The organism is Actibacterium sp. XHP0104, assembly GCF_025751515.1.
Taxonomy (GTDB): Bacteria; Pseudomonadota; Alphaproteobacteria; order Rhodobacterales; family Rhodobacteraceae; genus Actibacterium_D.
Genome location: NZ_JAOWLE010000005.1, coordinates 52,761 through 78,119, shown reverse-complemented (window position 1 = coordinate 78,119; position 25,359 = coordinate 52,761). Strand labels below are relative to the sequence as shown.

At 65.2% G+C, this 25,359-nt stretch carries 21 protein-coding genes; 7 read left to right on the top strand and 14 right to left on the bottom strand.

The window, feature by feature from the left end; translation table 11 throughout:
* Positions 1-30 precede the first annotated feature (30 nt).
* The 6 genes from OE856_RS09395 to xdhA are packed head-to-tail and all read right to left on the bottom strand — an operon-like array spanning position 31 to position 8,148.
* Complete coding sequence (locus tag OE856_RS09395) at positions 31-963, bottom strand: ABC transporter permease (protein ID WP_263715831.1); 933 nt, start codon at positions 961-963, stop codon at positions 31-33.
* A complete protein-coding gene (locus OE856_RS09390; protein ID WP_263715830.1) occupies positions 963-2,048 on the bottom strand; it encodes an ABC transporter permease in 1,086 nt (361 codons plus the stop codon). Before OE856_RS09390 ends, OE856_RS09395 begins: the two co-directional genes overlap by 1 nt.
* Positions 2,035-3,555 carry an ABC transporter ATP-binding protein gene (locus OE856_RS09385; RefSeq protein WP_263715829.1) on the bottom strand — a complete coding sequence of 507 codons (1,521 nt, stop codon included), beginning with the start codon at positions 3,553-3,555 and terminating at the stop codon, positions 2,035-2,037. Before OE856_RS09385 ends, OE856_RS09390 begins: the two co-directional genes overlap by 14 nt.
* Entirely contained in the window at positions 3,552-4,499 is a 948-nt protein-coding gene (gene xdhC, locus OE856_RS09380; RefSeq protein ID WP_263715828.1) for a xanthine dehydrogenase accessory protein XdhC, read from the bottom strand. Before xdhC ends, OE856_RS09385 begins: the two co-directional genes overlap by 4 nt.
* Positions 4,496-6,769 carry a xanthine dehydrogenase molybdopterin binding subunit gene (xdhB, locus tag OE856_RS09375; protein ID WP_263715827.1) on the bottom strand — a complete coding sequence of 758 codons (2,274 nt, stop codon included), beginning with the start codon at positions 6,767-6,769 and terminating at the stop codon, positions 4,496-4,498. The genes xdhC and xdhB overlap by 4 nt, the downstream gene beginning before the upstream one ends.
* Positions 6,766-8,148 carry a xanthine dehydrogenase small subunit gene (gene xdhA / locus OE856_RS09370; protein ID WP_263715826.1) on the bottom strand — a complete coding sequence of 461 codons (1,383 nt, stop codon included), beginning with the start codon at positions 8,146-8,148 and terminating at the stop codon, positions 6,766-6,768. The genes xdhB and xdhA overlap by 4 nt, the downstream gene beginning before the upstream one ends.
* Positions 8,149-8,380: 232 nt before the next feature.
* Here xdhA and OE856_RS09365 point away from each other — a divergent pair, with 232 nt between their 5' ends.
* The 5 genes from OE856_RS09365 (at position 8,381) to OE856_RS09345 (ending at position 14,691) form a co-directional block, all read left to right on the top strand.
* A complete protein-coding gene (locus tag OE856_RS09365) occupies positions 8,381-9,190 on the top strand; it encodes a DUF6544 family protein (RefSeq protein WP_263715825.1) in 810 nt (269 codons plus the stop codon).
* A 38-nt stretch (positions 9,191-9,228) separates the two neighbouring features.
* A complete protein-coding gene (gene dnaE, locus OE856_RS09360; protein ID WP_263715824.1) occupies positions 9,229-12,729 on the top strand; it encodes a DNA polymerase III subunit alpha in 3,501 nt (1,166 codons plus the stop codon).
* A 94-nt stretch (positions 12,730-12,823) separates the two neighbouring features.
* Positions 12,824-13,555, top strand: a complete 732-nt coding sequence (locus tag OE856_RS09355; protein WP_263715823.1) for an energy-coupling factor ABC transporter ATP-binding protein — start codon at positions 12,824-12,826, stop codon at positions 13,553-13,555.
* Positions 13,530-14,144 carry an energy-coupling factor transporter transmembrane component T family protein gene (locus OE856_RS09350; RefSeq protein ID WP_263715822.1) on the top strand — a complete coding sequence of 205 codons (615 nt, stop codon included), beginning with the start codon at positions 13,530-13,532 and terminating at the stop codon, positions 14,142-14,144. The genes OE856_RS09355 and OE856_RS09350 overlap by 26 nt, the downstream gene beginning before the upstream one ends.
* 1 nt (position 14,145) lies before the next feature.
* The gene (locus OE856_RS09345; protein WP_263715821.1) at positions 14,146-14,691 is read left to right on the top strand and encodes a biotin transporter BioY; all 546 of its coding nucleotides are present in this window, start codon (positions 14,146-14,148) and stop codon (positions 14,689-14,691) included.
* Here OE856_RS09345 and OE856_RS09340 read toward each other — a convergent pair.
* The 5 genes from OE856_RS09340 to OE856_RS09320 form a co-directional block, all read right to left on the bottom strand.
* Positions 14,688-15,782: a thiolase family protein gene (locus OE856_RS09340; RefSeq protein ID WP_263715820.1), complete on the bottom strand. Its 1,095-nt coding sequence runs from the start codon at positions 15,780-15,782 to the stop codon at positions 14,688-14,690. The genes OE856_RS09345 and OE856_RS09340 overlap by 4 nt on opposite strands.
* On the bottom strand, positions 15,779-16,969 hold the full coding sequence (locus OE856_RS09335; RefSeq protein WP_263715819.1) for an AMP-binding protein: 1,191 nt from the start codon (positions 16,967-16,969) through the stop codon (positions 15,779-15,781). Before OE856_RS09335 ends, OE856_RS09340 begins: the two co-directional genes overlap by 4 nt.
* A 52-nt stretch (positions 16,970-17,021) precedes the next feature.
* Positions 17,022-18,491, bottom strand: coding sequence for a mannose-1-phosphate guanylyltransferase/mannose-6-phosphate isomerase (locus tag OE856_RS09330; protein ID WP_263715818.1), 1,470 nt, complete (start codon positions 18,489-18,491; stop codon positions 17,022-17,024).
* 87 nt (positions 18,492-18,578) lie between these two features.
* Positions 18,579-19,589 (bottom strand): NAD-dependent epimerase/dehydratase family protein, encoded by a 1,011-nt coding sequence (locus tag OE856_RS09325; RefSeq protein WP_263715817.1) that lies wholly within the window; start codon positions 19,587-19,589, stop codon positions 18,579-18,581.
* A complete protein-coding gene (locus tag OE856_RS09320; protein ID WP_263715816.1) occupies positions 19,589-20,755 on the bottom strand; it encodes a nucleotide sugar dehydrogenase in 1,167 nt (388 codons plus the stop codon). The genes OE856_RS09325 and OE856_RS09320 overlap by 1 nt, the downstream gene beginning before the upstream one ends.
* 145 nt (positions 20,756-20,900) lie before the next feature.
* Here OE856_RS09320 and OE856_RS09315 point away from each other — a divergent pair, with 145 nt between their 5' ends.
* Positions 20,901-21,656 carry a metallophosphoesterase family protein gene (locus OE856_RS09315; protein ID WP_263715815.1) on the top strand — a complete coding sequence of 252 codons (756 nt, stop codon included), beginning with the start codon at positions 20,901-20,903 and terminating at the stop codon, positions 21,654-21,656.
* 84 nt (positions 21,657-21,740) lie between these two features.
* Entirely contained in the window at positions 21,741-23,108 is a 1,368-nt protein-coding gene (locus tag OE856_RS09310) for a phosphomannomutase (RefSeq protein WP_263715814.1), read from the top strand.
* On the opposite strand, the gene OE856_RS09305 is transcribed toward OE856_RS09310, so the two are convergent.
* The 3 genes from OE856_RS09305 to OE856_RS09295 are packed head-to-tail and all read right to left on the bottom strand — an operon-like array spanning position 23,109 to position 25,258.
* Positions 23,109-23,924, bottom strand: coding sequence for a hypothetical protein (locus OE856_RS09305; protein ID WP_263715813.1), 816 nt, complete (start codon positions 23,922-23,924; stop codon positions 23,109-23,111).
* Entirely contained in the window at positions 23,921-24,187 is a 267-nt protein-coding gene (locus OE856_RS09300) for a hypothetical protein (protein WP_263715811.1), read from the bottom strand. Before OE856_RS09300 ends, OE856_RS09305 begins: the two co-directional genes overlap by 4 nt.
* Before the next feature lie 57 nt (positions 24,188-24,244).
* Positions 24,245-25,258, bottom strand: coding sequence for an AraC family transcriptional regulator (locus OE856_RS09295; protein WP_263715810.1), 1,014 nt, complete (start codon positions 25,256-25,258; stop codon positions 24,245-24,247).
* Between the last annotated feature and the right edge of the window lie 101 nt (positions 25,259-25,359).

Genomic DNA, 25,359 nt, shown 5'->3' with positions numbered 1-25,359 from the left:
GGCTTTGCGCCCTTGGTTGACGATATTACCTCATGACGAGGCATGGAAGACGCGACCCAGCGACGCGGGCGCATTCAGCGCGGCGCGAGACCGGTCGGCGGACATGATGACCAGCACAAGGATGGTTATCAGGTATGGTGACATGGACAGGTATTCGACCGGAATGGCGACGCCCGCGGCCTGCAGGTTCAGCTGCAACACCGTGATCCCGCCAAAGAGATAGGCGCCGATCAGCACCCGCACCGGTTTCCAGCTGGCAAAGACCACGATGGCCAGGGCGATCCAGCCGGCGCCGGCGGTCATGCCCTCTGTCCACTGTGGCACGCGGATCAGGCTGATATAGGCCCCGCCCAGCCCGGCGCAGGCGCCGCCGAACATGATCGCCAGGATACGGATGCGCACGACCTTATAGCCCAGCGCATGGGCGGCATCGTGGTTTTCCCCCACGGCGCGCAGGATCAGGCCAAGCCGGGTGAACTTCAGCACCGCCCAGACCGCGACCACCAGCGCCAGCGAGATATAAACCACCGCGTCATGGCTAAAGAGAACCGGCCCCAGCACCGGGATATCGGCCAGCGGCCCAAAATTCAGGTCATGGGTGGCGGGTGGCTTGATGCCGACATAGCCCTGACCCATCAGCGCCGACAGCCCCAGCCCGAACAGCGTCAGCGCAAGGCCGCTGGCCACCTGGTTCGACAGCAGTACCTGCGTCATGACCCCGAATATCAGCGACAGGATCGCGCCGCCTGCCATGGCCGCCACGAACCCCAGCGCCGGGTTGTCGGTTTCCACCGCGATGGCAAAGCCGCAGATGGCGCCGGTGATCATCATGCCCTCGACGCCCAGGTTCAGCACCCCGGCCTTTTCGACGACCAGCTCGCCCAGCGCCGCCAGCAGGATCGGCGTCGACGCCACCATCAGCGAGGCGATCAGCACCAGCGGATTGATTGCAGAAAGATCCATCACGCGGCCTCCGTCTTGCCAATGCGAATGCGGAAATTGCTAAGCACATCCACGCCCAGCAAGAAGAACAGCAGCATCCCCTGAAAGGCCTGGATAGCTGCGGCGGGCAGGCCCAGCATGAACTGCGCCAGGTCGCCGCCGATATAGGTCAGCCCCATCAAGAGCCCCGCCAGCAGGATGCCGATCGGGTTGAGCCGGCCCAGAAAGGCCACGATGATCGCCGTGAACCCGTAGCCCTGGTTGAAATCGATGCTGACCTGCCCGGCAGGGCCCGCGATCTCGAACAGCCCGGCCAGCCCGGCCAGAACGCCCGAGGTGCCCAGGCAGAACAGGATCAACGCATTCGGATTGACGCCCGCGAACCGCGCGGCACGGGGGCTTTGACCGGTCAGGCGGATCTGGAACCCCAGCAGATGCCGGTTGAGCAGCACATAGGACGCAATCACCGCGATGAATGCCGCGACGATGCCCCAATGCATGCCGGTGCCGGCGATCAGCTCGGGGTTCGAGGCCGACGGGTATTGTTGCAGGTTGCGCGAGCCGGGAAAGCCTCCGCCCTCGGGGTTGCGCATCAGCCCCAGCGCCATCGAGGCCAGCAGCTGCTCGGCCACATAGACCAACAGCAGCGACACGAGGATCTCATTGGTTCTAAAATGAGTCTTGAGCAGCGCCGGGATCATCGCCCAAAGCAACCCGCCCAGCGCCCCGGCAATCACCATCAGCGGAAAGATGAACCACGCATCCATCGGGTATAGGGCTAGGCCGACCCCCGCGCCGCACAGCGCGCCGATGATATATTGCCCCTCGGCGCCGATGTTCCAGATACCGGCGCGAAAGCCCAGCGACAGCCCGATCGCGATCAGGATCAGCGGCCCCGATTTCACCAACAGCTGCGGGCGCGAATAGCTGGCGAACTGCTCGTTGAACAGCGGATCCCAGAAAATCGTGCGGATGGCGGCGAACGGATCCTTGCCCAGAATCATGAACAGCAGCCCGCCCGCGATCATCGTCAGCAGCACCGCCAGAACCGGGGTTGCCGCCGTCCAGAACCGCGACGGGGTGGGGCGTTTTTCAAGCCTCAGCATGGGCGACCTCCATATCGTGGGCGCCGCCCATCATCAGACCGATTTCCTCCATCGTCAGTCCGCGCGCCGGGCGGGGCGGCGACAGGCGGCCCTCGTTCAGCGCGGCGAACCGGTCGGATATTTCCATCAGCTCGTCCAGGTCCTGGCTGATGACGATCACAGCGGTGCCGTTTTCGGCCAGATCCAGGATGGATTGCCGGATCGCCGCCGCGGCCGAAGCATCGACGCCCCAGGTTGGCTGGTTCACCACCAGAACCTCGGGTTTTTGCAGCACCTCGCGACCGATGACGAATTTTTGCAGGTTGCCGCCCGACAGCGACCGCGCCGCATTGCCCGCGCCGGGGGTGCGCACGTCGAACTGCTTGATGATGCTTTCGGCAAAGATCCGTGTCGCGGGCCAGTTCAGGAACCCGTTGCGCACCAGCCCCTGGCGGATCGCACCGGTCAGCAGGGCGTTTTCGATCAGGCTCATGTCAGGGGCGGCGGCGTGGCCCAGGCGTTCCTCGGGCGCGGTCAGCACGGCGATGTGGCGGCGCGGGTTGGGGCCCATATGGCCGATGCTTTCGCCGCGCAGCCGCACCGCATCATTTGGCGCCAGCGTTTCGCCCGACAGGGCCGACAGCAATTCATCCTGCCCGTTGCCGGCGACACCGCCGATGCCCAGAACCTCGCCCTCGCGCACAGTGAACGAGATGTCTTTCAGCGACGTGCCGAACGGGTTGGCCGATTTCACCGACAGGTTCGTCACCTCCAGCACCACCTCGCCCGGCTCGGCCTCGGGGCGCGACGGCGGGGTCAGCTTGGTGCCCACCATCATCTCGGCCAGCTCAGAGGCGGATTTTTCGCGCGGGTTGCAGCTGTCAACGACCTTGCCCAGCCGCAGGATCGTGGCCCCATCGCAGAGCGTCCGGATCTCCTCCAGCTTGTGGCTGATATACAAAATCGCCGTGCCCTCGGCCGACAGTTTGCGCAGGGTCTTGAACAGAATCTCAACCTCTTGCGGGGTCAGAACGCTGGTCGGCTCGTCCATGATCAGCAGCTTGGGGTCTTGCAGCAGGCAACGGATGATCTCGACCCGCTGCCGCTCGCCCGCCGACAGGTCGCCGACCGTGCGCGACGGGTCCAGCGGCAGGCCATAGTTTTCCGACACCTCGCGGATACGCGCGGCCAGGTCACGCATCGCGGGCGGCTTTTCCATGCCCAGCGCGATATTCTCGGCCACGTTCAGCGCATCGAACAGGCTGAAATGCTGAAACACCATGGCCACACCGGCGGCCCGCGCCGCGCGCGGCTCGGCGGGTTCATAGGGCTGGCCGTGCAGGGTCATGCGGCCCTTGTCGGGTTTCACCAGCCCATAGATCATTTTCACCAGCGTCGATTTGCCCGCACCGTTTTCGCCCAACAGCGCGTGCACCTCGCCCGGCTGGATCGAGAACGACACGTTGTCATTCGCGACAACGCCCGGATAGGCCTTGGTCAGCCCGTCAATGTTCAGAAGTGTCGTCATCCGGTCGCGTCCCTTCTGGCTGTTATCACTTGTTCTTGTTGCAGAATTTGTGCGGCGACGCCAATGGCAATCGCCTGCGGATGCTTGCCAAGATCCGGGTTCCCGATGGGGCAGGTCAGGCGCGCGATCTGGTGCGGCCCATGACCCAGCTGCGCCAGGCGATGGCGGAAACGGGCGTGCTTGGTGCGCGATCCGATCAGCCCGGCAAAGGCAAAGTCATGCCGCAGCAGGGCATCGCAGATCGCCAGGTCGATCGGGTGAGAATAGGTCAGGATCAGATGCTGCGCCTGGCGCGGGGCGTAATGGGCGACCTGTGCGGGGTTGGGTGCGATCAGACGGTCGACATTGTCGGGCATCTGCGCGGGAAACCGGTCGGCGGCGGTATCGACCCAGGTGATCTGCATACCCGGCAGCGGAGCCAGCACACCCATGATCGCGCGGCCCACATGCCCGGCCCCCCAGATCCAGACATGGCTGCGCGGGGCGGCAAAGGGTTCGACCATCCAGCCCTGTATCAACTGCGGTGCAGGCATCTGCCCGGTGCTGCGGGCCGTGGCCAACAGACGCTGCACCGGCAGGGGCGGGTCGGCGGGGCCATTGATGGGGCGGGCAAAGAGATCGCCGTGCAGATCGTTTAGCCGGTCCTTGGTAAAGACCTCTGTCACAAGGCTGACCGCCCCTCCGCAGCATTGCCCCACAGCAGGCCCCAGCGGGATCAGGTCCAGCCGCGCGGCACGATCCCCCGCCAGCAGGGCGCGGGCGGTTTGGGTGGCTTGCAGTTCCAGCGCGCCGCCACCGATCGTGCCGTCCTGCCCGTCGGTCCAGACCAGCATCGCCGCCCCAACCTCGCGCGGGGCCGAGCCTTCGACGCGGGCCACGACCACCCGCGCCACCGGGCCATATTCGGCAATCATGCGGGCGATATGATCGCGGTCAAAACTCATCCGCGCACCTTTTGAACGGCTTTCAAAACCTTCTCGGCCGTGGCCGGCGCATTCAGCGCGGGGTAAAGCGGGCCACAGGCCGATACCGCGTCCGACAGGGCCATCAGCGCCGAAATGCCCAGCATGAACGGCGGCTCTCCCACGGCTTTTGATCGATAGATCGTATCCTCGACATTGCGGCCTTTCGACCAGAGCGCGACGTTGAATACCTCGGGCCGGTCGGAACAGGCGGGGATCTTGTAGGTCGAGGGCGCATGGGTGCGCAGGCGGCCCTTGTGATCCCAGACCAGTTCCTCGGTCGTCAGCCAGCCCGCGCCCTGCACATAGCCGCCCTCGATCTGGCCGATATCCAGCGCCGGGTTCAGCGAGGCGCCCGCGTCATGCAGGATGTCAGTACGCAGAATGCGGTTTTCGCCTGTCAGCGTGTCGATCACCACCTCGGTCACGGCGGCGCCATAGGCGAAATAGAAGAACGGGCGCCCCCGGCCCTTGATGCGGTCCCATTCCAGCTTGGGCGTGGCATAAAACCCGGTCGACGACAGGCTGACCCGCGCGAGGTAAGCGCTGGCGGCGGCCTGGGCGAATGTCATCTCGTCATCGCCCACAAACACCTTGCCGCCGTCGAAATGTACGCGCGCCGGTTCGGTCTGGTGGGTGTCGGCCAGATGCGTGGCGATGCGGGCGCGGATCGTATCGCAGGCCGCCTTGACCGCCATGCCGTTCAGATCGCTGCCCGACGACGCCGCCGTGGCCGAGGTATTGGGCACCTTGGCCGTATCGGTCGCGGTGATCTTGACCATCTCGGGCGGCACGCCAAAGGCGCTGGCGGCCACTTGCGCGACCTTCTGGAACAGGCCCTGACCCATCTCGGTGCCGCCGTGGTTCAGGTGGATCGAGCCATCCTGATAGACATGCACCAACGCGCCCGCCTGGTTGAGATGCGTCAGCGTGAAACTGATGCCGAATTTCACCGGGGTCAGCGCAATGCCGCGTTTCAGCACCGGGTTTTGCGCGTTCCATTCTACCACCGCCTTGCGCCGCGCGGCATAGTCGGAACTGGCCAGCAGTTCCTCCAGCATCTCGGGCAGAACAAAGTCTTCGACCGTCTGGTGATAGGGGGTAATCTGGCCGTTGCGATAGAAATTGTCGCGCCGCACATCGACCGGATCGCGGCCGAGGTAATGGGCGATGTGATCCATCACCCGCTCGATCCCCAGCACGCCCTGCGGGCCACCAAAGCCGCGAAACGCGGTGGCCGATTGGGTATGCGTGCGCAGGCGATAGCTTTCTATCCGGGCGTGAGGCAGGAAATAGGCGTTGTCCGAATGCAGCATGGCGCGGTCGGCCACTGGCAGCGACAGGTCCATCGACCAGCCACAACGGGCATATTGCTTGAACTCGATCCCTTGAATGCGGCCCATGTCGTCGACGCCCACGCGGTAATCAATGCGGAAGTCGTGCCGCTTGCCGGTGATCATCATGTCGTCGTCGCGGTCATAGCGCATCCGCGCTGGGCGGTTCAGCCGGGTGGCCACAACCGCGCAGGCGATGGCCAGAGCATTGCCCTGGCTTTCCTTGCCACCAAAGCCGCCGCCCATGCGGCGCACCTCGACGCGAACGGCGTTCATCGGCTTGTGCAGCGCGTGGGCGACCTTGTGCTGGATCTCGCTGGGATGCTGGGTCGAGCTGTGCACCAGCACATCGCCACCCTCATGCGGCAGGGCCATTGCGGCCTGTCCTTCAAGGTAGAAATGCTCTTGCCCGCCCATTTCCAGAACGCCGCTGATCACGTGCCGCGCGCCGTCAATCGCCGTGGCCGCATCGCCGGTCGCGTAAATGCGCGGGCCGCCTTCGAACCATTCCTGCGCATCCAGCGCGTCTTCGATGGTCAAAAGGGCAGGCAGTTCCTGATAGGTTACCTTGCCCAGTCGCGCGGCCTTGCGGGCGGCCAAATGGCTGTCGGCCACGACAAGGAAAATCGGCTGGCCCAGATACTGCACGTCGCCCGTGGCCAGCAGCGGCTCGTCATGGTTCGAGGGCGAGCAATCGGGCATCTCGTCGAAATCATCCGGCCCCAGCACGGCGATTACGCCGGGCGTGGCGCGGACGGCGGACAGGTCCATGTCGGTGATGCTGCCATGGGCAATCTCCGACAGGCCAAAGGCCAAATGAACCGTGTTCGCAGGGGCCGGGATGTCATCGACATAGCGCGCCTGGCCGGTGACATGCAGCGGCGCGGCGTCATGGGGCAGGGGTTTGGTCACGCTCATGCCCGCACCTCTTGCACGTTGACGGGTTTGCCCATGTCCTCGAGGTAATAGCGCGTCAGCATGTTGCGGGCGGCGTCCAGCCGGTATTTGGCGCTGGCGCGCATATCGGTCATCGGTTTGAAATCGGCCTCCCACGCTTGTGCGGCGGCGGCGATGGTGCCGGCGCCCCAGGGCTGGCCGGTCAGGGCGGCCTCGACGGCGCTGGCCCGTTTCGGGGTGCCCGCCATGCCGCCAAAGGCGATGCGGGCCGCGGTGACGGCGCCGTTTTCGACGGTGACGTTGAAACAGCCGCAGACGGCTGAGATATCCTGATCGAACCGTTTCGACAGCTTGTAGCACCGCAGCCGGTCGGGCTGATCGGGGATGGTCACGGCCTCGACGAACTCGCCCGGTTCGCGGTCTTGCTTGCCGTAGTCGATAAAGAAATCTTCCAGTGCGATCTCGCGCCGCGCGTCACCCTTGCGCAGGTGCAGCCGGGCGTTCAGCGCGATCAGCGCGGGCGGGGCGTCGCCGATAGGCGAGCCATTGGCGATATTGCCGCCGATCGTGGCGGTGCTGCGCACCTGCTGGCTGGCGAACCGGGCCAGCATGGCAGCGAAAGACGGGAAACGGCCCGCCATCGCCAGTCGCAATTCCTCGATGGTAACACCCGCGCCGATCCGCAGGCCCGCGTCGGTCTGTTCGATCCTTTGCAGATCCCGGCAGCGATGCAGGAAACAGACCTGCGGCAGCTCGCGCAGCCCCTTGGTCACCCACAGCCCCACATCCGTGGCACCCGCAATCAGCGTGGCATCGGGGTTGGCGGCATACCAGTCTGCCAGCGCATCCGCGCTTTCGGGCGCGATAGTCAGCGAGCCGCCCAGATCATCGTCGGGAAATTCGTGCAGCCAGTGGGGAATATCCTCGATGTCATCGCCCACGCTTTCCGCCGCGCGGATGATCGGCGCATAGCCGGTGCAGCGGCAGAGGTTCCCCGCTAGCACCCGATCAAAGCCGCGGTCGCCGCGAATTTGCGCCGCGACCAGCGAATTGACGATGCCCGGCGTGCAGAACCCGCATTGCGAGCCGTGATGATCGACCATCGCCTGTTGGATCGGGTGCAGCGCGCCGTCGGGGCCGCTGATGCCCTCGATCGTGCGCAGGGCCAGCCCGTGAACCTGCGGCAGGAAGGTGATGCAGGCATTGATCGCCTGCGCGCCCTTCTCGGTGCCGGGCTGATGCGCGACCATCACCGTGCAGGCGCCGCAATCGCCCTCGGCACAGCCTTCCTTGGTGCCGGTTAGCCCGCGCGTCTCGCGCAGCCAGTCCAGCAGCGTCACCGTCGGCGCGGCATCCGTGATGCGCACCTGTTCTCCGTTCAGAAGAAACGCGATCTCCATTCGCGCGCTACCCGCCGCCTTACCGTCCTGTTGCCCCGCGATGCGCCCTCGATGCGGCGTAGAAGGCGCGCGGGGTTTATATTCTGGCGATCAGCAAAGCCGGGCCTGCGCCCTTTGGCAAGGATCGTGAGCAAGAGCGTAATCCATTTTTCACCGATTGGTCAAAAAAATTGCACATGCCGCATTTGGTAGTTTCGCGAGAATCTGCCATGCTGGGGGCATGGTTAGGGTAATGGGTCTGGTAATTTTGGTTCTGGCGCTGCTGGCCGGTGGCGCAATCGCAGTCGGAAATGGGCGGTTGTCGCGCTCGGTTGCCGGAATGGAGGCGGCACTGCCGACCCCCATAGCCGCGCTTCGCACTGATCTTCCCCCCATCGTCGAACGTTTTGCCCGCCGCAATGGCGCGGGGCAGGCGGGGCTGTGCGCTCAGCGGCTGACGCAGGTTGGTGCGCTGCGCAAGACGCCGGGCGGGGCGTTCAGCCGCGTGCAGGCCAGCCAGCGCATGACGCTGGGCGCGCCCGGTTTCGTCTGGTCGGCGCGTGGAACCCTGGGCGGGCTGCCTCTGCTCCGGGTGATCGATCGCTATGCCGAAGGCACCGGTGTGCTGGATGTCTGGGTCTTTGGCCTGGTGCAGGTGGCCGAGGCGCACGGAGATCAGACCAACCTGTCCGAGGCCATGCGCTATCTGGCCGAACTGCCCTGGATGCCGGATGCGATCATGCTGAACGCCGATATTGCCTGGGAACAGGTCGATGACAGCCACGTCGCCGCCTCGCTTGCCACATCGGGCGGCGTGGCGAGGGTGGTGCTGGGCTTTGACGCGGCGGGCGACATCACCGAGATCAGCGCCCAGGACCGCCCCGCCGTCGAGGGGGACAAGATGGTGCTGCGCGACTGGCGCGGGCTGTTCTCGGATTACCGCAAGATCGGGCCGCGTCGCATCCCGACACGCGGGCAGGTGGGCTATGTCTATGACGACGGGTTCGAGGTCTATTTCGACGGCACGATCCTGGATCTGCGGCTGGAACGCTGCGCTAATTAGTCTTTCCGACCCGCGGCGCCCTGACTAGGATGCCCGGCATGAGCAGCCAGCCCCGATTCATCCACCTTCGCGTGCACACCGAGTATTCGCTGCTGGAAGGCGCGATGCGGGTGAAAAAGCTGCCCGACATGTGCAAGGCCGCCGGCATGCCCGCCGTGGCCGTCACCGACAAGAATAACCTGTTCGCCGCGCTGGAGTTTTCCGTCACCGCCTCGGGCGCGGGCGTGCAGCCGATCATCGGCTGCCAGGTCGATGTCGATTACGACCCGCCCCAGCCGGGCGAGAAACCGCGCCCGGCGGCGGGTCTGGTGCTGCTGGCCCAGAACGAGGCCGGCTATGAAAACCTGATGAAGCTGAACACCTGCCTCTATGTCGATGCGGGGGGTGAGCTGCCCAAGGTTTCGGTGGATGAGCTGGCGCAGTATTCCGACGGGCTGATCTGCCTGTCGGGCGGGCCGGACGGCCCCATCGGGCGGCTGCTGCGCGCCGGTCAGCGCCCCAAGGCCGAGGCGCTGATGACCCGGCTGGCGCAGATCTACCCCGACCGCCTGTATGTCGAACTGCAACGTCACCCCGGCGAAAACGGCCTGCCCGAGGCCGAGGCCCAGACAGAGCGCGGCCATGTGGAAATGGCCTATGCGATGAACCTGCCGCTGGTGGCCACCAACGATGTCTATTTCCCCAAATCCGACATGTTCGAGGCCCACGATGCGCTGATCTGCATCGCCGAGGGCGCCTATGTCGACCAATCCGCCCCGCGCCGCCGGCTGACCCCGCAGCACTATTTCAAGACGCCCGAGGAAATGGCGACGCTGTTCGCCGACCTGCCCGAGGCGCTGGAAAACACCGTTGAAATCGCGCGGCGCTGCGCCTTCATGGCCTATCGCCGCGACCCGATCCTGCCGAAATTCGCCGATGACGAGGTCGAGGAGCTGCGCCGTCAGGCCAATGAGGGGCTAAAGGCGCGGCTGGCCGTGATCCCCCACGCGGTGCCCGTCGCGGAATACCAGCAGCGGCTTGATTTCGAGCTGGGCATTATCGAGGGCATGGGCTTTCCCGGCTATTTCCTGATCGTTGCCGACTTTATCAAATGGGGCAAGGATCACGACATCCCGGTGGGGCCGGGGCGGGGCTCGGGCGCGGGCAGCCTGGTGGCCTATGCGCTGACTATCACCGACCTTGATCCGCTGCGCTACAGCCTGCTGTTCGAGCGGTTCCTCAACCCCGAACGCGTGTCGATGCCCGACTTTGACATCGATTTTTGCATGGACCGCCGCGAAGAGGTGATCCGCTACGTTCAAGAGAAATATGGCCGCGACAAGGTGGGGCAGATCATCACCTTTGGCGCGCTGTTGTCCAAGGCCGCCGTGCGCGATGTGGGCCGGGTGTTGCAGATGCCCTATGGGCAGGTGGATCGCCTGTCAAAACTGATCCCGGTCGAAGGGGTCAAGCCCGTGTCGATCGCTCAGGCCCTGATCGACGAGCCGCGCCTGCGCGAAGAGGCCCGCGCCGAAGAGGTGGTCGACCGCCTGTTGAATTACGGCCAGCAGATCGAGGGCCTGTTGCGCAACGCCTCGACCCACGCGGCGGGCGTGGTGATCGGCGACCGGCCGCTGGATGCGCTGGTGCCGCTTTACCAGGATCCGCGGTCCGACATGCCCGCGACCCAGTTCAACATGAAATGGGTCGAACAGGCGGGGCTGGTGAAATTCGACTTTCTGGGCCTCAAAACCCTGACCGTCATTCAGGGCGCGATCGAACAGATCCATGCCCAGGGGCGCGATCTGCACATGGCCGCCGATGGCCGGCAGCTTTATCAACCCGCGCCGGGGGCCGAGAACGATATCGGTCATATCCCGCTGGATGACGAGCCGACCTATAAACTCTACGCCAGTGCGAAAACGGTCGCCGTGTTCCAGGTGGAAAGCACGGGCATGATGGATGCCCTGCGCCAGATGAAGCCCACCTGTATCGAGGATATCGTGGCGCTGGTGGCGCTCTATCGTCCCGGCCCGATGGAAAACATTCCGACCTACTGTCAGGTCAAGAACGGCGTCAAGGAACGCGAATCCGTTCACCCGCTGATCGACCATATCCTTGAGGAAACCCAGGGCATCATCGTCTATCAGGAACAGGTGATGCAGATCGCGCAGGAAATGGCCGGCTATACGCTGGGCGGCGCCGACCTGCTGCGCCGCGCCATGGGCAAAAAGATCAAAGAGGCCATGGATGCCGAGCGCCCCAAGTTCGAAAAGGGCGCGGCGGCCAACGGGGTCGACAAGAAAAAGGCCTCCGAGGTTTTCGACCTTCTGGAAAAATTCGCCAACTACGGTTTCAATAAATCGCACGCCGCCGCCTATGCGGTGGTTAGCTATCAGACCGCCTGGCTAAAGGCCAACCACCCGGTCGAGTTCATGGCCGGGGTAATGAACTGCGATATCCACCTGACCGACAAGCTGTCGGTCTATGCCGAGGAAGTGCGGCGCGGGCTGGATCTGGAAATCGTGCCGCCATGCGTCAACCGTTCGGACGCGCGGTTCAAGGTGCAGGACGGCAAGCTGGTTTACGGCTTGGGCGCGCTGAAAAACGTCGGCGCCGAGGCGATGAAGCTGATCGAGGAGGGGCGCGACGGCAAACCCTTTGCCACGCTTTACGATTTCGCCCGCCGGGTCGATCTGAAACGCATCGGCAAGCGCCCCATGGAAATGCTGGCCCGCGCCGGGGCGTTCGATCAACTCGACGCCAACCGCCATCGCGTGTTCGACAGTCTGGATGCGCTGGTGGCCTATTCGGCGGCCATCCACGACCAGCGCGCCAGCAACCAGGTATCGCTGTTCGGCGAGGCCGGCGATGACCTGCCAGAGCCGCGCCTGTCGGCCGTGGGTGACTGGCTGCCCAATGAGCGTCTGGCCGAAGAACACAAGGCGATCGGTTTCTACCTGTCGGGCCACCCGCTGGATGACTACATGGCCGCGCTGAAGCGCAAGAGGGTGATGACCCTGGAAGAGGTCGCGCAAAAGGCGCAGGCGGGGCCCTTTATCGCCAAGCTGGCCGGCTCGGTCGCCGGGCGGCAGGAACGCAAGTCGGCGCGCGGCAACCGGTTCGCCTTTGCCCAGCTGTCCGACCCCACCGGCCTTTACGAAATCACCATTTTCTCGGACGTTCTGGAAAAGGCGCGCGAGCATCTGGAAACCGGCGCGAACGTTGTTCTGACCGTCAAGGCAGAGCTGGAATCCGATCAGCTGAAGCTGCTGGCCCAGTCGGTGCGCCCCATTGATGAAGAGATCGCGGATGCCGGTGACATGGGGCTGAAGGTGTTCATCGACGCGCCCCAGGCCGTGCCAGCCGTGGCCGCCGTTCTGGAACGCGCCAAGGCCGAGATCCGCATTCGCGGGCGCGGCCCGGTGCAGTTCTGCCTGATGGCGCCCGACCTGCCGGGCGAGGTGTCGCTGGACCTGCCCGAGCCTTTCCCGGTGAACCCCCAGATCAAAAGCGCGATCAAGTCGCTGCCCGGCGTGGTGCAGGTCGAAGAGATCTGACCTGGATCAGTGCGCGTCCTATTCGGCATCTTCTCATCTTTCTGCAACTGCGATATGGGTGTTCGGATCGAAATTCGGAACCGCGCCGCCGCCCATGACCAACCCCACCGCCCAGATCGAGGTCGATGCCCTGGATTGTGTGATCGAGCACAAGCCGATCCTGTCGGGCGTCAGCTTTCGCACCGATGAGGCGCGGCTGGGCGTGATCGGGCGCAACGGCTCTGGCAAGTCGACCCTGGCGCGGCTGATGGCGGGGCTGATCACGCCGTCCGCAGGTTCGGTTCGGGTGGCGGGCGTCGATGTGGCGCGCGACCGCAAGGCGGCTCTGGGCGCCGTGGGCATCCTGTTTCAAAACCCCGACCACCAGATCATCTTTCCCACCGTGGCCGAGGAACTGGCATTCGGTCTGCGCCAGCAGGGCCGGGCCAAGGATGTCGCCGACGCCGAGGTGCGCACCACGCTCGACGGGTTCGGCAAGGCGCATTGGTATGATGCCTCGATCCAGACCCTGTCACAGGGCCAGCGCCAGCTGGTCTGCCTGATGGCCATTCTGGCGATGCGCCCGCAGGTGCTGATCCTTGATGAACCCTTTGCCGGGCTGGACATTCCGACCCGGATGCAACTGTCGCGCTATCTGGGCCGCTCGCAGGCGGTGCTGGTGCATGTCACCCATGATCCGCAGGATCTGGCCGGCTATGACCGGGTGCTGTGGCTGGACCAGGGGCAATTGCGTCACGACGGACCGGCGGCAGATGTGCTAGAAAGGTTCACGCAGGAAATGACGCGGATCGGAGGGGGCGATGATATCTCTGACCTCGCCGGTTAAGACCCGGGCGCATGACTGGCCCGCCGGGGCCAAGCTGGCGGCGCTGTGCGTTGTCACCGTGGTGCTGTTCCGCGTGCAGGATATCTGGGTGCATCTGGCCGTGCTGGCCGGGATCGGCGGGATTTATGCCCTGCCGGGGCGGGTGTTCTTGCTGACCGGCCTGCGGCGCCTGCGGATGCTGTGGCCGTTTCTGGCGCTGATCGTGGTGTGGCACGGGCTGACCGGAACGCCGGTGCAGGGTGCGGTGATTGCGCTGCGCCTGGTCAGTGCTGTGGCCTTTGCCAACCTGGTCACGATGACCACCCGACTTGATGACATGATCGCCGTTGTGCGCTGGCTGGCCTCGCCGCTGCGCCGCTTTGGGGTGAAAACGCAGGCGCTGGAGCTGGCGATTGCGCTGGTGATCCGGTTCACCCCCGTGCTGATCGACAAAGGAACGACCCTCACCCAGGCCTGGCGCGCGCGCTCGGGCCGTACGCCAGGATGGCGTATCATACTACCGTTTACAATCCTCGCAATGGATGACGCGGACCATGTTGCCGATGCGCTGCGCGCACGCGGTGGTCTGCAAAATGTTATGGAGTCCTGACATGGAAAAGAATGTCGCTCATATCGCCCTTTACGCCGCGTTGATCGCGGCGCTGGGGCTGATCCCTAAAATCACGCTGGCCTTTGGCGTGCCGATCACAGCGCAAAGCCTGGGTGTCATGCTATGTGGCACCGTTCTGGGCGCGCGCCGTGGCGCGCTGGCGGTGCTGTTGTTCCTGCTGCTGGTGGCGCTCGGCCTGCCGCTCTTGGCTGGTGGCCGTGGTGGCCTGGGCCTGTTCGCCTCGCCCACCGCAGGCTTTCTGATCGGTTTCCCGGTCGCGGCCTTTGTCACTGGCCTGATCACCGAGAAATGGCGCGGCGCGCCGCTGGCTCTCGCGGCGGGTATCGCCTCGGTCATCGGTGGTATTATTGTAATGTATGCCTTTGGCATCGTGGGCATGTCGGTCACGCTGGACAAATCTCTGTCCGAGGCCGCGATGCTGGTCACGGCCTTCATTCCGGGTGACGTGTTGAAAGCCGCGATCGCTGGCATGCTGACGGCGGCGCTGGCCAAGGCGCGCCCGGCCTACGTGCTGTCGCGCGCCTAGGCCCGCAACACCAGCGCGGTGCCCAGCCCGCCCGCGGCGGCAATGGCGGCCAGACCCGCCTCGCCGGGGCGCAGGTCGTGAAACAGGCGCACCGCAAGAACAGCGCCCGAGGCCCCGATGGGGTGGCCTCGGGCCAACGCCCCGCCGCCGGGGTTGACGATGGCGGCAGGCAGGTTCGCCCCCTGCACACAGGCGATGGCCTGCACGGCATAGGCCTCCATGATCTCGGCGCGGGCCAGATCGGTGGGGGCCAGCCCTTCGTGTTCCAAAACCGATTGAATGACCGCAACCGGCGCAAGGCCCGGCAGGGTCGGGTCGCCGCCGATGCTGCGCCCGGCGCCGATGCGCAGACCCGGCTTGCCCAGGCGCGCCGCCACCCGGTCTGACACCACCAGACAGAATGCCGCTGCATCCGCCGCCACGGCGCTGTTGGCGCTGGTGATCGTTCCGCTGACCACCGTGGCGCGGGCGCAAAGGGCGGGCGACAGGCTGCGGGTAAAGGCGTCGTGCGACAGCCCCGCCAGCGGCACGATTTCACGCATCGGCTGCGCGGAGCGGGCCTTGCGGTGGCTTTCGACGGCCCAGTCATCTTGCGCGGCACGGTCGATGCCCAGCCGGTCGGCCAAGGCCTGCGCGGCATCGGCCATGGCCGGGTCGCGGTCGGGCCAAGGCGTAAAGGGGGCCTGGTCATAGGGCGTGGGCGCGCGGCCATCGGCATGGGTGTGCAGGCGATGGGGCCGGCGCGAATAACTTTCGACCCCGCCGGCGATCACCACCTCGGCCTGCCTGGCGCGGATCATCGCATCGGCCAGGATCAGCGCATCCAGCCCGCCGACGCATTGCCGGTCGATGGTCAACCCGGCAACCCGTTCAGGCAGGCCCGCCGCCAGCGCCGCAACCCGCGCCACGTTGCCGCCCGGCCCCATGGCGTTGGCGGCGATGATCTCGTCAACCTGATCGGCGGGCAGACCCGCATCGGCCAACAGAGCTTTGATCACCGGCGCGGTCAGCTCATGCGGCTGCAACGCGGCAAAGGCGCCGCCACGGGGGGCGACGGCGGTGCGGCGGGCGGCGATGATATGGCTGCTCATGCGACCCCCAGTGCGAACTCGCGCAGCGCCACAAGGTCGGGTTTACCGGCGGGCAACAGCGGGAACGGATCGGCAAACAGCACCCGGCGGGGCGCGGCATGCGGGCCCAGCGCCCGGGAACAGGCCTGACGCAGGCGTGCGGGCAGCGCGTCATCCGCCGCCCCCGCGATCACCGCCACGATGGCATGGCCGCGCTGTGCATCAGGCACCGGGATGGCGGCGCTCAGCCGACCGCTGGTGGCGATCAGAACGGCCTCGATATCCTCGGGGAAGACGTTGTGATCGGCGACGGTGACCATGCGGTTCTTGCGGCCCTTCAGGAAAAGATTGCCCTGCGCATCAAGATAGCCCATCTCGCCGATGCTGAGAAACCTGTCATCCCAGCGGGTGTCGGCAGAGCTGCCCGTGGCATAGCCGGAAAAGAGATAGGGGCTGCGCAGCCAGATCTCGCCCACGCCGCCCGCATCCGCATCGCGGATCTGCATCTCGACGCCGGGATAGGGCCGCCCGACAGAGCCTTCGGGCGTGTCGGCATCGGCCATGGTGATGAAACTGGTTTCGGTCGCGCCATAGAATTCAAGGATCTGCGCATCGGGCGCGTGGCGGGCCAGATCGGCGCGGCACTCGGGGTCAAGCTTGCCACCGCCGCAGAACACATGGCGCAACGCGGGCAGGGCGGGCGCATCGCCCACCAGCATCAGCCGCAGCTGGGTCGGCGTGGCATAAAGGACGCTCACCCCCGCCTCGTGCATCCGACGCCACTGCCTGTCGGGGCGCAGGGGGAACAGCAGCTCGGCCCGCGCGCCCAGGTGCAGCGCTTCGACCAGCCCGTAAAGCGCCAGCGAATGCGTCAGCGTGCCGGGAACAGCGACGATATCGGCAGGGCCAATGCCGAACCTTTGGGCGGTTTGCTCGAAACTGCGGACCCACGAGGCCTGCGTGCGCCGGATGGTTTTGGCGCGGCCGCTGCTGCCAGAGCTTTGGCACTGGAAATCGGGGCTGTCGGCAAAGGGCGCGAGAACGGTGATCGGCGTGGCGGGATCGGTCGAGGCGCGAAAGCTGTGGCCAGTCGTCAGCGCCTGTAACAGCACCCTCACCGGATCGGCGCCCAGCCCGGCCTGATCCAGCGCCACGCCGCCCACCGTGATGCCGGCGCGCCCGTCATATGTGAACCTGTCAGATGTCACGCGATCCCCCTTGCCGCCCAGCATTAGCGCGGCGGGGCGGCAAACGAAAGCATCAGCCGCGGGCGTAGACATCCTCGTAGCGCACGATGTCATCCTCGCCGACATAGGCGCCGGTCTGCACCTCGATCAGCACCATCGGCACCTTGCCGGGGTTTTCCATCCGGTGCTTGGCGCCCAGCGGGATGTAGACGGATTCATTTTCCGCAACCAGCCGCACATCGTCGTTGATGGTGACCTTGGCCGTGCCCTCGACCACGATCCAATGCTCAGAGCGGTGGAAGTGGCTTTGCAGGCTGAGTGACGCGCCCGGATGCACCAGAATGCGTTTCACCTGGAACCGTCCGCCAACCACAAGGCTTTCGAACCAGCCCCAGGGGCGGTGATCCTTGGGGAAGGCCGTGGCCTGAATGGCCCCCTTGGCCTTAAGCGCATCAACGGCCTTTTTCACGTCCTGCGCGCGGCTCATATCGGCGATCAGCACGGCGTCGGGCATGGCGATGGCCATGATATTCTTCAGCCCGATGCCGACGATCTGCTGCGTGCCGCTTTCCGATCGCAGCAGGCTGTTGGCACAGTCGATCTCGGTCGCTTCGCCCGACAGGGCGACGCCGGTGCTGGTCTGACCGCTTTCGCGCCAGACCGCGTCCCAGCCGCCCAGATCGGACCACGCGCCGCTGAAGGGCACGACCGACAGGTTGTCGGCGCGTTCCATCACCGCATAGTCGATCGAGATATCCTGGGCCCGTGCCCAGGGTTCGGGCGCCAGGCGCAGAAAGCCCAGATCGGTCTTGGCCTCGTCCACGGCGGCGGCGACAGGCACCATCAGGCCGGGGGCGTGTTTCTCAAAGGCGCTGATGATGTCAGCGGCGCGGAACAGGAAGATGCCCGCGTTCCACAGGTAGTTGCCCGCGGCCAGCATCTTGGCGGCGGTGTCGGCGTCGGGCTTTTCGACGAATTTCGACAGTTTCACCGGCGCGCCGTCGCCCTTGGGCAGGGCGGTCAGTTCCAGATAGCCATACCCGGTTTCGGGCCGGTCGGGCGTGATGCCGAATGTCACCAGATCGCCATTGGCGACCGCGCCCAGCCCCTGTTTCACAGCGGCTAGAAAGGCGTCGGTGTCGGGAATGACATGATCCGAGGGCGCGACCAGCAGCACCGCCTCGGGGTTGGTCTTCGCGACATAGAGCGCCGCAGCCAGAACGGCGGGGGCGGTGTTGCGGCCTTCGGGCTCGATCAGGATGGCGCCGGGGTCGATCCCGGCCTCGGCCAGCTGCTCGGTCACGATGAACCGGAAATCAGAGTTTGTCAGCGTCACCGGTGCAGCGAATTTCAGCGCGCCCTCACCCCCCGACAGGCGCCGGGCCGAGCCCTGGAACAGGGTCTCCTTGCCCATCAGGCGCGAGAACTGCTTGGGGTAGCTCTTGCGTGACAGCGGCCACAGGCGGGTGCCGGAGCCACCGGCAAGAAGAACGGGGGTGATGCTCAACTGTTTGTCCTCAACGAAACTGGTCACAAGGCCCATTTATAATTAGCCCATGGTAACGGGCTGGCAAAGGATGCAGGCGATTTGCGGCGCCAATCGGACCAAAGCCGCAAGAAAACATGGCGCTTACACCCGGTAATAGTCGCGATACCATTCCACGAACCGCGCGACGCCCTGCGGCACGGGCGTTTGCGGGGCATAGCCGGTCAGCCGTTCCAGAAGAGCGGTATCGGCCCAGGTGGCGGGCACATCGCCGGGCTGCATCGGCATCAGGTTGCGCTGGGCGGGCAGGCCGGTCGCGGCCTCGATTGCGGCGATGAAATCGGTCAGCTGCACGGGCTGCGCGTTGCCGATATTCACCACCCGCCAGGGCGCGACGGGTGACAGGCTGTCGCCGGGCGGAACCTCGCCGCCCTCGGGCCGTTCGGGCACCGTGTCGATCAGCAGGCGGATGCCCTGCACCAGATCGTCGATATAGGTGAAGTCGCGGCGCATATCGCCGTGGTTATACACGTCGATCGGCTGGCCATTGAGGATGGCCTTGGTGAACTTGAACAGCGCCATGTCGGGCCGGCCCCAGGGACCGTAGACCGTAAAGAACCGGAACATGGTGATCGGCAGGTCAAAGAGATGGGCATAGGAATGCGCCATGTTCTCGGTCGATTTCTTGGTCGCCGCGTAGAATGACATCTGGTGGTCGGCGCGGTCGGTCTCGGCATAGGGCATCTGGTCATTCGCGCCATAGGCCGAGCTGGTCGAGGCCAGCAGCATGTGCTGCGGCGGATAGGCCCGCGCGGCCTCTAACAGCTCGAACGTGCCGATGATGTTGCTTTCGAGGTAAGACCGGGGGTTCTCGATCGAATAGCGCACCCCCGCCTGCGCGGCGAGATGGATCACCACGTCGGGCTGCTCAGTGGCAAACAGATCCATCAGCAGGCCCGGCGTTTCCACCCGGTCGTTCACCGCGCAGAACTGCGGCGATTGCAGCAGCATCTGCTGGCGGCGTTCCTTCAGCGCGACCTCGTAGTAATCGGTCATCGCATCCAGGCCGATGACGCGAAACCCGTCATCCAACAGGCGTTTGCACAGGAAGTACCCGATGAATCCGGCCGATCCGGTGACAAGGGCGGTGCGCATCAGTCTGCTCCGAACAGGTCGCGGGTAAAGATCTTGTCGATCACATCGTCCAGTTCCGGCGTGGCGCGGTTGGCGACGATCACATCGGCCTGGGCCTTGAAGGCCGCCAGGTCATTGACCACCGGCGATTTGAAGAAATCGGGCGCGTCAAGGTTGGGCTCGTAGACGATCACCTCGATGCCCTTGGCCTTGATCCGCTTCATGATCCCCTGGATCGAGCTTTGCCGGAAATTGTCGCTGCCGGCCTTCATCGTCAGGCGATAGATGCCCACCGTGCCCGGATTGCGGGCAATGATGCTGTCGGCGATGAAATCCTTGCGGGTGCTGTTGGCATCGACAATGGCGCGGATCAGGGTCTGGGGCACCTGGTCGTAATTGGCCAGCAGCTGCTTGGTGTCCTTGGGCAGGCAATAGCCGCCATAGCCGAAGGACGGGTTGTTGTAATGGCTGCCGATCCGGGGGTCTAACCCGACGCCCTCGATGATCTGGCGGGTGTTCATGCCATGCACCTGGGCATAGGTGTCGAGCTCGTTGAAATAGGCGACGCGCATGGCAAGGTAGGTGTTCGAGAACAGCTTGATCGCCTCGGCCTCGGACGGGTCGGTGAACAGCACCGGCACATCGGCTTTCGCGGCGCCCTCTTGCAGCAGCCGGGCAAAGGTTTCGGCCCGCCGTGACCGTTCCCCCACCACGATGCGCGAGGGGTGCAGGTTGTCATAAAGCGCCCGGCCTTCGCGCAGAAACTCGGGCGAGAAGATGATGTTGTCATTGCCGGTCTCGGCGCTGATACGGCGGGTATAGCCCACGGGGATGGTCGATTTGATCACGATCACCGCATCGGGGTTGATCTCGGTCACATCCGCGATCACCGCCTCGACCGAAGAGGTGTCGAAATGGTTGGTGCGCGGGTCATAGTTGGTAGGGGTCGACACGATGACGAAATCGGCGCCGGCATAGGCCTCGGCCTTGTCCTGCGTGGCGCGCAGGTTCAGCTTGCGGTTGGCCAGAAAGTCTTCGATCTCGGGGTCGATGATCGGGCTTTGGCGCGCGTTCAGCATCTCGACCCGCCGGGCCGAGATATCCAGCGCGACAACCTCGTTGCGTTGCGCCAGCAAGACGGCGTTCGACAGGCCCACATAGCCGATACCCGAAACCGCGATTTTCATGCCTGTCACCTGTCTGAACCAACTGGCGGCACGCCGCCCGATGCACCGGTTGTAGGCCGTGCGCAGGCGTATTTGCAACCGCGCAAACGTCTGGTGCTGCGCGGCTTTGCGGCCTAAACCTAAGCAAGCAACACCGGAAAACCGCATGAAGCGCCTGACACGACTGTTTCGCCCGACCGCCGCGCCACCCGATTTCGGGGATGCGCCGCTATCGCCCGAAGCGCCCTTCGTGGCGGTGGGCGATATCCACGGCTGTGACGACCTGTTGGCGGGGCTGCTGGATCGCCTTGCCGCACATGATCGGCAGGCGCCGCTGGTGTTCGTGGGCGACTATGTCGATCGCGGGGCCTATAGCGCCCAGGTTTTGGCCCGCCTGCAAGACATGCAGCAAAGCCGCCCGGCGCAGGTCACCTGCCTGCGCGGCAATCACGAGGAAATGCTGCTGCTGTTTCTGGGTGACCCCGAGAAATACGGCGCCTATTGGCTGCGCTATGGCGGGGCGGCGACGCTGTCCAGTTTCGGCCTGGGCTGGGTGAATGAGCGCGCTACCCCCGAGGCCCTGCGCGACGCCGCGCATGATCTGCGTGCCGCGCTGGGCGAGGGGGCGCTGGGCTGGTTGCAATCGCTGCCGCGCGCCTGGCATTCGGGCAATGTGTCGGTGGTGCATGCGGGCGCAGACCCGGCCCTGCCGATGGATCAGCAGACCGACCGCGCCCTGACCTGGGGCCACCCCGATTTCCTGCGCCTGCCCCGGCAGGATGGCCGCTGGGTGGTGCATGGCCACACCATCACCGACGAGCCCGGCGCCGATCAGGGCCGTGTCGCCATCGACACCGGCGCCTATGCGACAGGGCGGCTGACGGCGGTGCATGTCACCCCCGGTGGCGCCACGTTTCTTTAGGCGCAATTCGGTTGTAGAACTTGGGCCGCGCGGCTTTTACAGTCGCGCCCGAACAACCGGTGATCTCAGTGTGAAAGGTATCTCATGCAGCCCCTGACCTGTTTCAAAGGCTATGACGTGCGCGGCCAGATCGGCGTGAACCTTGATGCCGATATCGCGCGGCGTATCGGGCGGGGCTTTGCCCATGTGCTGGGTCCGGGCAAATACGTGGTCGGGCGCGATTGCCGGGCGACCTCGCCCGAGCTGGCGCTGGCGCTGACCGAGGGCATCCGCGCCCAAGGCGGCGACGTGATCGACATCGGCGATGCGGGCACCGAAGAGGTCTATTTCGCCACCGCCCATCTGGGCGCCGTCGGCGGTGTTGAGGTGACGGCCAGCCACAACCCGATCGACTATAACGGCATGAAATTCGTGGGCGAGGGCAGCCGTCCGCTCGACCCCGCGACCGAGCTGGCCGCGATCCGCGCCGCCGCCGAAGATGACAACCTGGCCCCAGCCGCGACGCCGGGCGGCTACGAGATGGACGCCACCCGTGCCGCCTATGCCCGCCACGTGGCCGGGTTTTGCGACCCGGCGGGTCTGCGCCCGCTCAAGGTGCTGGTCAATGCCGGCAACGGCATCGCCGGCCCCGCCTTTGACGCCATCGCCGCCGAGCTGGAACACCAAGGCGCGCCGCTGACCTTTATCCGTATGCATCACGACCCCGATGGCAGCTTTCCCAACGGCATTCCGAACCCGCTTTTGGTGGAGAACCGCCCCGTCACGGCGCAGGCCGTGCGCGACCACGGCGCCGATCTGGGCGTGGCCTGGGACGGTGATTTCGACCGCTGCTTCCTGTTCGACGAAACCGGCGCCTTTATCGACGGTGAATATGTGGTGGGGCTGCTGGCGGCCGCGTTCCTCGAGGATCACCCCGGCGCCAAAATCGTGCATGACCCGCGCGTGCAGTGGAATACTCAGGCCGTTGTGGCAGCCGCGGGTGGTCAGGCGGTGGTGTCGAAAACCGGCCATGCCTTCGTCAAGCAGACCATGCGTGCCGAAGACGCGCTTTATGGCGGCGAGATGTCGGCGCATCACTATTTCCGCGACTTCATGTTCTGCGACAGCGGCATGATCCCGTGGGTCAAGGTGGTGCAACGGATGTCGTCGACCGGCCTGCCCCTGTCGGCGCTGGTGGGCGAGATGCAGCGCAATTTCCCCTCATCGGGCGAGATCAATTTCCGTGTGGCCGACGCCGACGCGGTGATCCGCGCGGTCGAGGACCAATATGCCGCCCACGCCCGCGATATCGACCGGCTGGATGGCCTGTCTCTGTCATTCGATGACTGGCGGATGAACCTGCGCAAATCGAATACCGAGCCACTGTTGCGGCTCAATATCGAGGCGCGGGGCGATAGGGGCCTCGTGGCCGCAAAGCTGGCCGAGTTCGAGGCCCTTATCGCAAGCGCCTGATTACAGCACCAGCCCGACCTTGCCGCCCAGATGGGTGGTGATCGTCTGGCGCTGGGCATCGGCGTCGGTGGGCGTCACCACCATGCCGTAAAACCGCAGCCGCGCCGGGTTGTTGGTGCTGTTGCCATGGGCAAAAAGATGCGCCCCTTGTGACGCATCGGTGGGAATACGCGTGGCGCCCGAATTGCCGGTCTGGGTCTGCTCGGCATCGTTCAGCCAGAACCGCCCGCCGGCATAGGTCGCGCCCGCGCCCCGCAGCCATGTTGCCACCAGGTCAGTGTTCAGAACCGTCGATCCGAACACCGCATTGCCGTTGTTGTGACGCCATGAAAATCCACCCGTCCCGACCGAGGCGCAAAGCGTATAGTTGTTGCCCGGAGTGCCCAGGTACAGCACGCGCTCGACGCTATTGGTCGCCGCCAGAACCCGGATCGCGGCGCTGATCGTGACGCTGGGATCGCCCGGCAGACCCAGCCGCGCCGGGGTGCTCATGCTGTCATCGGCACCGTCGGTTTCCAGCCAGTGCAGCCCGCCGGCGCTGCGATAGACCGGCTGACGCGCCGGGTCGGACTGGGTCATGTGGTGGCCGTTGCCCGACTTGTCCTGCATCAGCGCCACAGGGTCGCCATCGGCCGCGACCGGCACCGTGCCTACCGTATCCTGAAACAGCGTGCCCAGGTCTGACGGATCATACCAGGCCGCCAGCGTCAGCTGATAGGGAAACGAAGGCGGAGGCGGCGGAGGCGGGGGCGCCGCGCCATTCCCACGCCGGCACAGAGCCAGCCTGTGGATGCCAAATCCCAGACCCAGCATCATGCGACCGTCAGGGCATGGATATTGGTTGCCGTGGTGCCCGTCGCCAGAATGCGCGACGCGCCGACCGGCAGAAAGGCGAAATCGGGCAGGGTGACGCTGCGGGTTTCGCCCGCGGCGGTGATAAAGGCAACCACACCGCCGGTTTCGACATACAGTGCCACCGCGATCTGAGGCAGGTCGGTGGTGTCGCTGGGCGTGACGGGCAGAATGTCGGTGGCCGGGCCGTTCAGCGACGGCGCACGGTTTTCAAACGGGTTTTTCATCCTTGGCTCCTTGTGAATTCGCGGTATCGCGTCGGGCCAAGTGATAAGACAGCTTGCTTAATCGTCTGTGCGGGCAGCGTGCGCTGCCTGTTGCGCCTGCCGAAACGCGCCGGGCGCCAGCCCGGTCCATTTCCGAAAGGCGCGGTAGAACGCGCTGGGCTCGGCATAGCCTAGGGCGATGGCGATATCGGCTACCGACAGGTCCGACCGCCCCAACAGCGCCTTGGCGCGCGACAGGCGGATTTCGTCCTTGATCTGGCTATAGGTGATGCCTTGGCGCGCCATGCTGCGGCGCAGGCTGGGCTCGGGCAGGCGCAGCTGCTGGGCCAGCACGTCAAAGCTGGGCCATTCGGCCGGCGGGATCGCGCGCAGCCGCCGGGCAATGTCACGCTGAAACCCCGCATCATGCACATAGCCGACCAGGATATTCGCCGGTGCGCCGCGCAAGAAGGCCTTCAGCTCGCGCTCGCTGCGATTGGCGGGCAGGTCCAGATAGCTGCTGTCAAAGGCCAGCAGGCTGTGTTCACAGTCGAACCGCACCGGCGCGCCAAAGAACAGCCGGTAATCGTCACAGCGCGCCGGTTCGGCGCAGGCGAAATCGACGCGCAACAGCGGAATACGCCGCCGCGCCAGCCAGCAGGTCAGCCCGTGCAGCACGATCCAGAAGGTCCGGTAGGCAAAGGCCGACCGGTCGCTGGCCGGATCAGTCAGCCGGATCACCGCCTGGCCGTCTTCCTCGGTCAGGGTGCCATAGGGCGCATCAATCGACACCCGCAGGAAATGCAGCGCCCGGCGCAGGGCCTGCCGAACCGTGGTCGCGTGCCGCGTTGCATGACCCATCAGCGTGAACGACCCCGGCCGCATCGGCCTGTCGGCCAGCGCAAAGAATTCGTCATTCATCGTGGCCGACAGATCCAGCCACAGCCGGCCGAACTCTTCGGCGCTGTATTGCGCGCCCGGCTCATAGCGCAGCCCGACCCGCGCCAACAGGGCGTCGGTGTCCACGCCCTTGCGCCGGCCACAGTCCAGCGCCTCGGCGATAAAGTCGGAAGAGATCGGTTTGCTGCACATGCCAAGGATTGATCTTGCAAAATAGATCACAAATTTGCGCTGAATCGGCATCGTTTGCAATATCGGTTTGGGCTATCCTGCCTGAAACTGACCAACAGCAG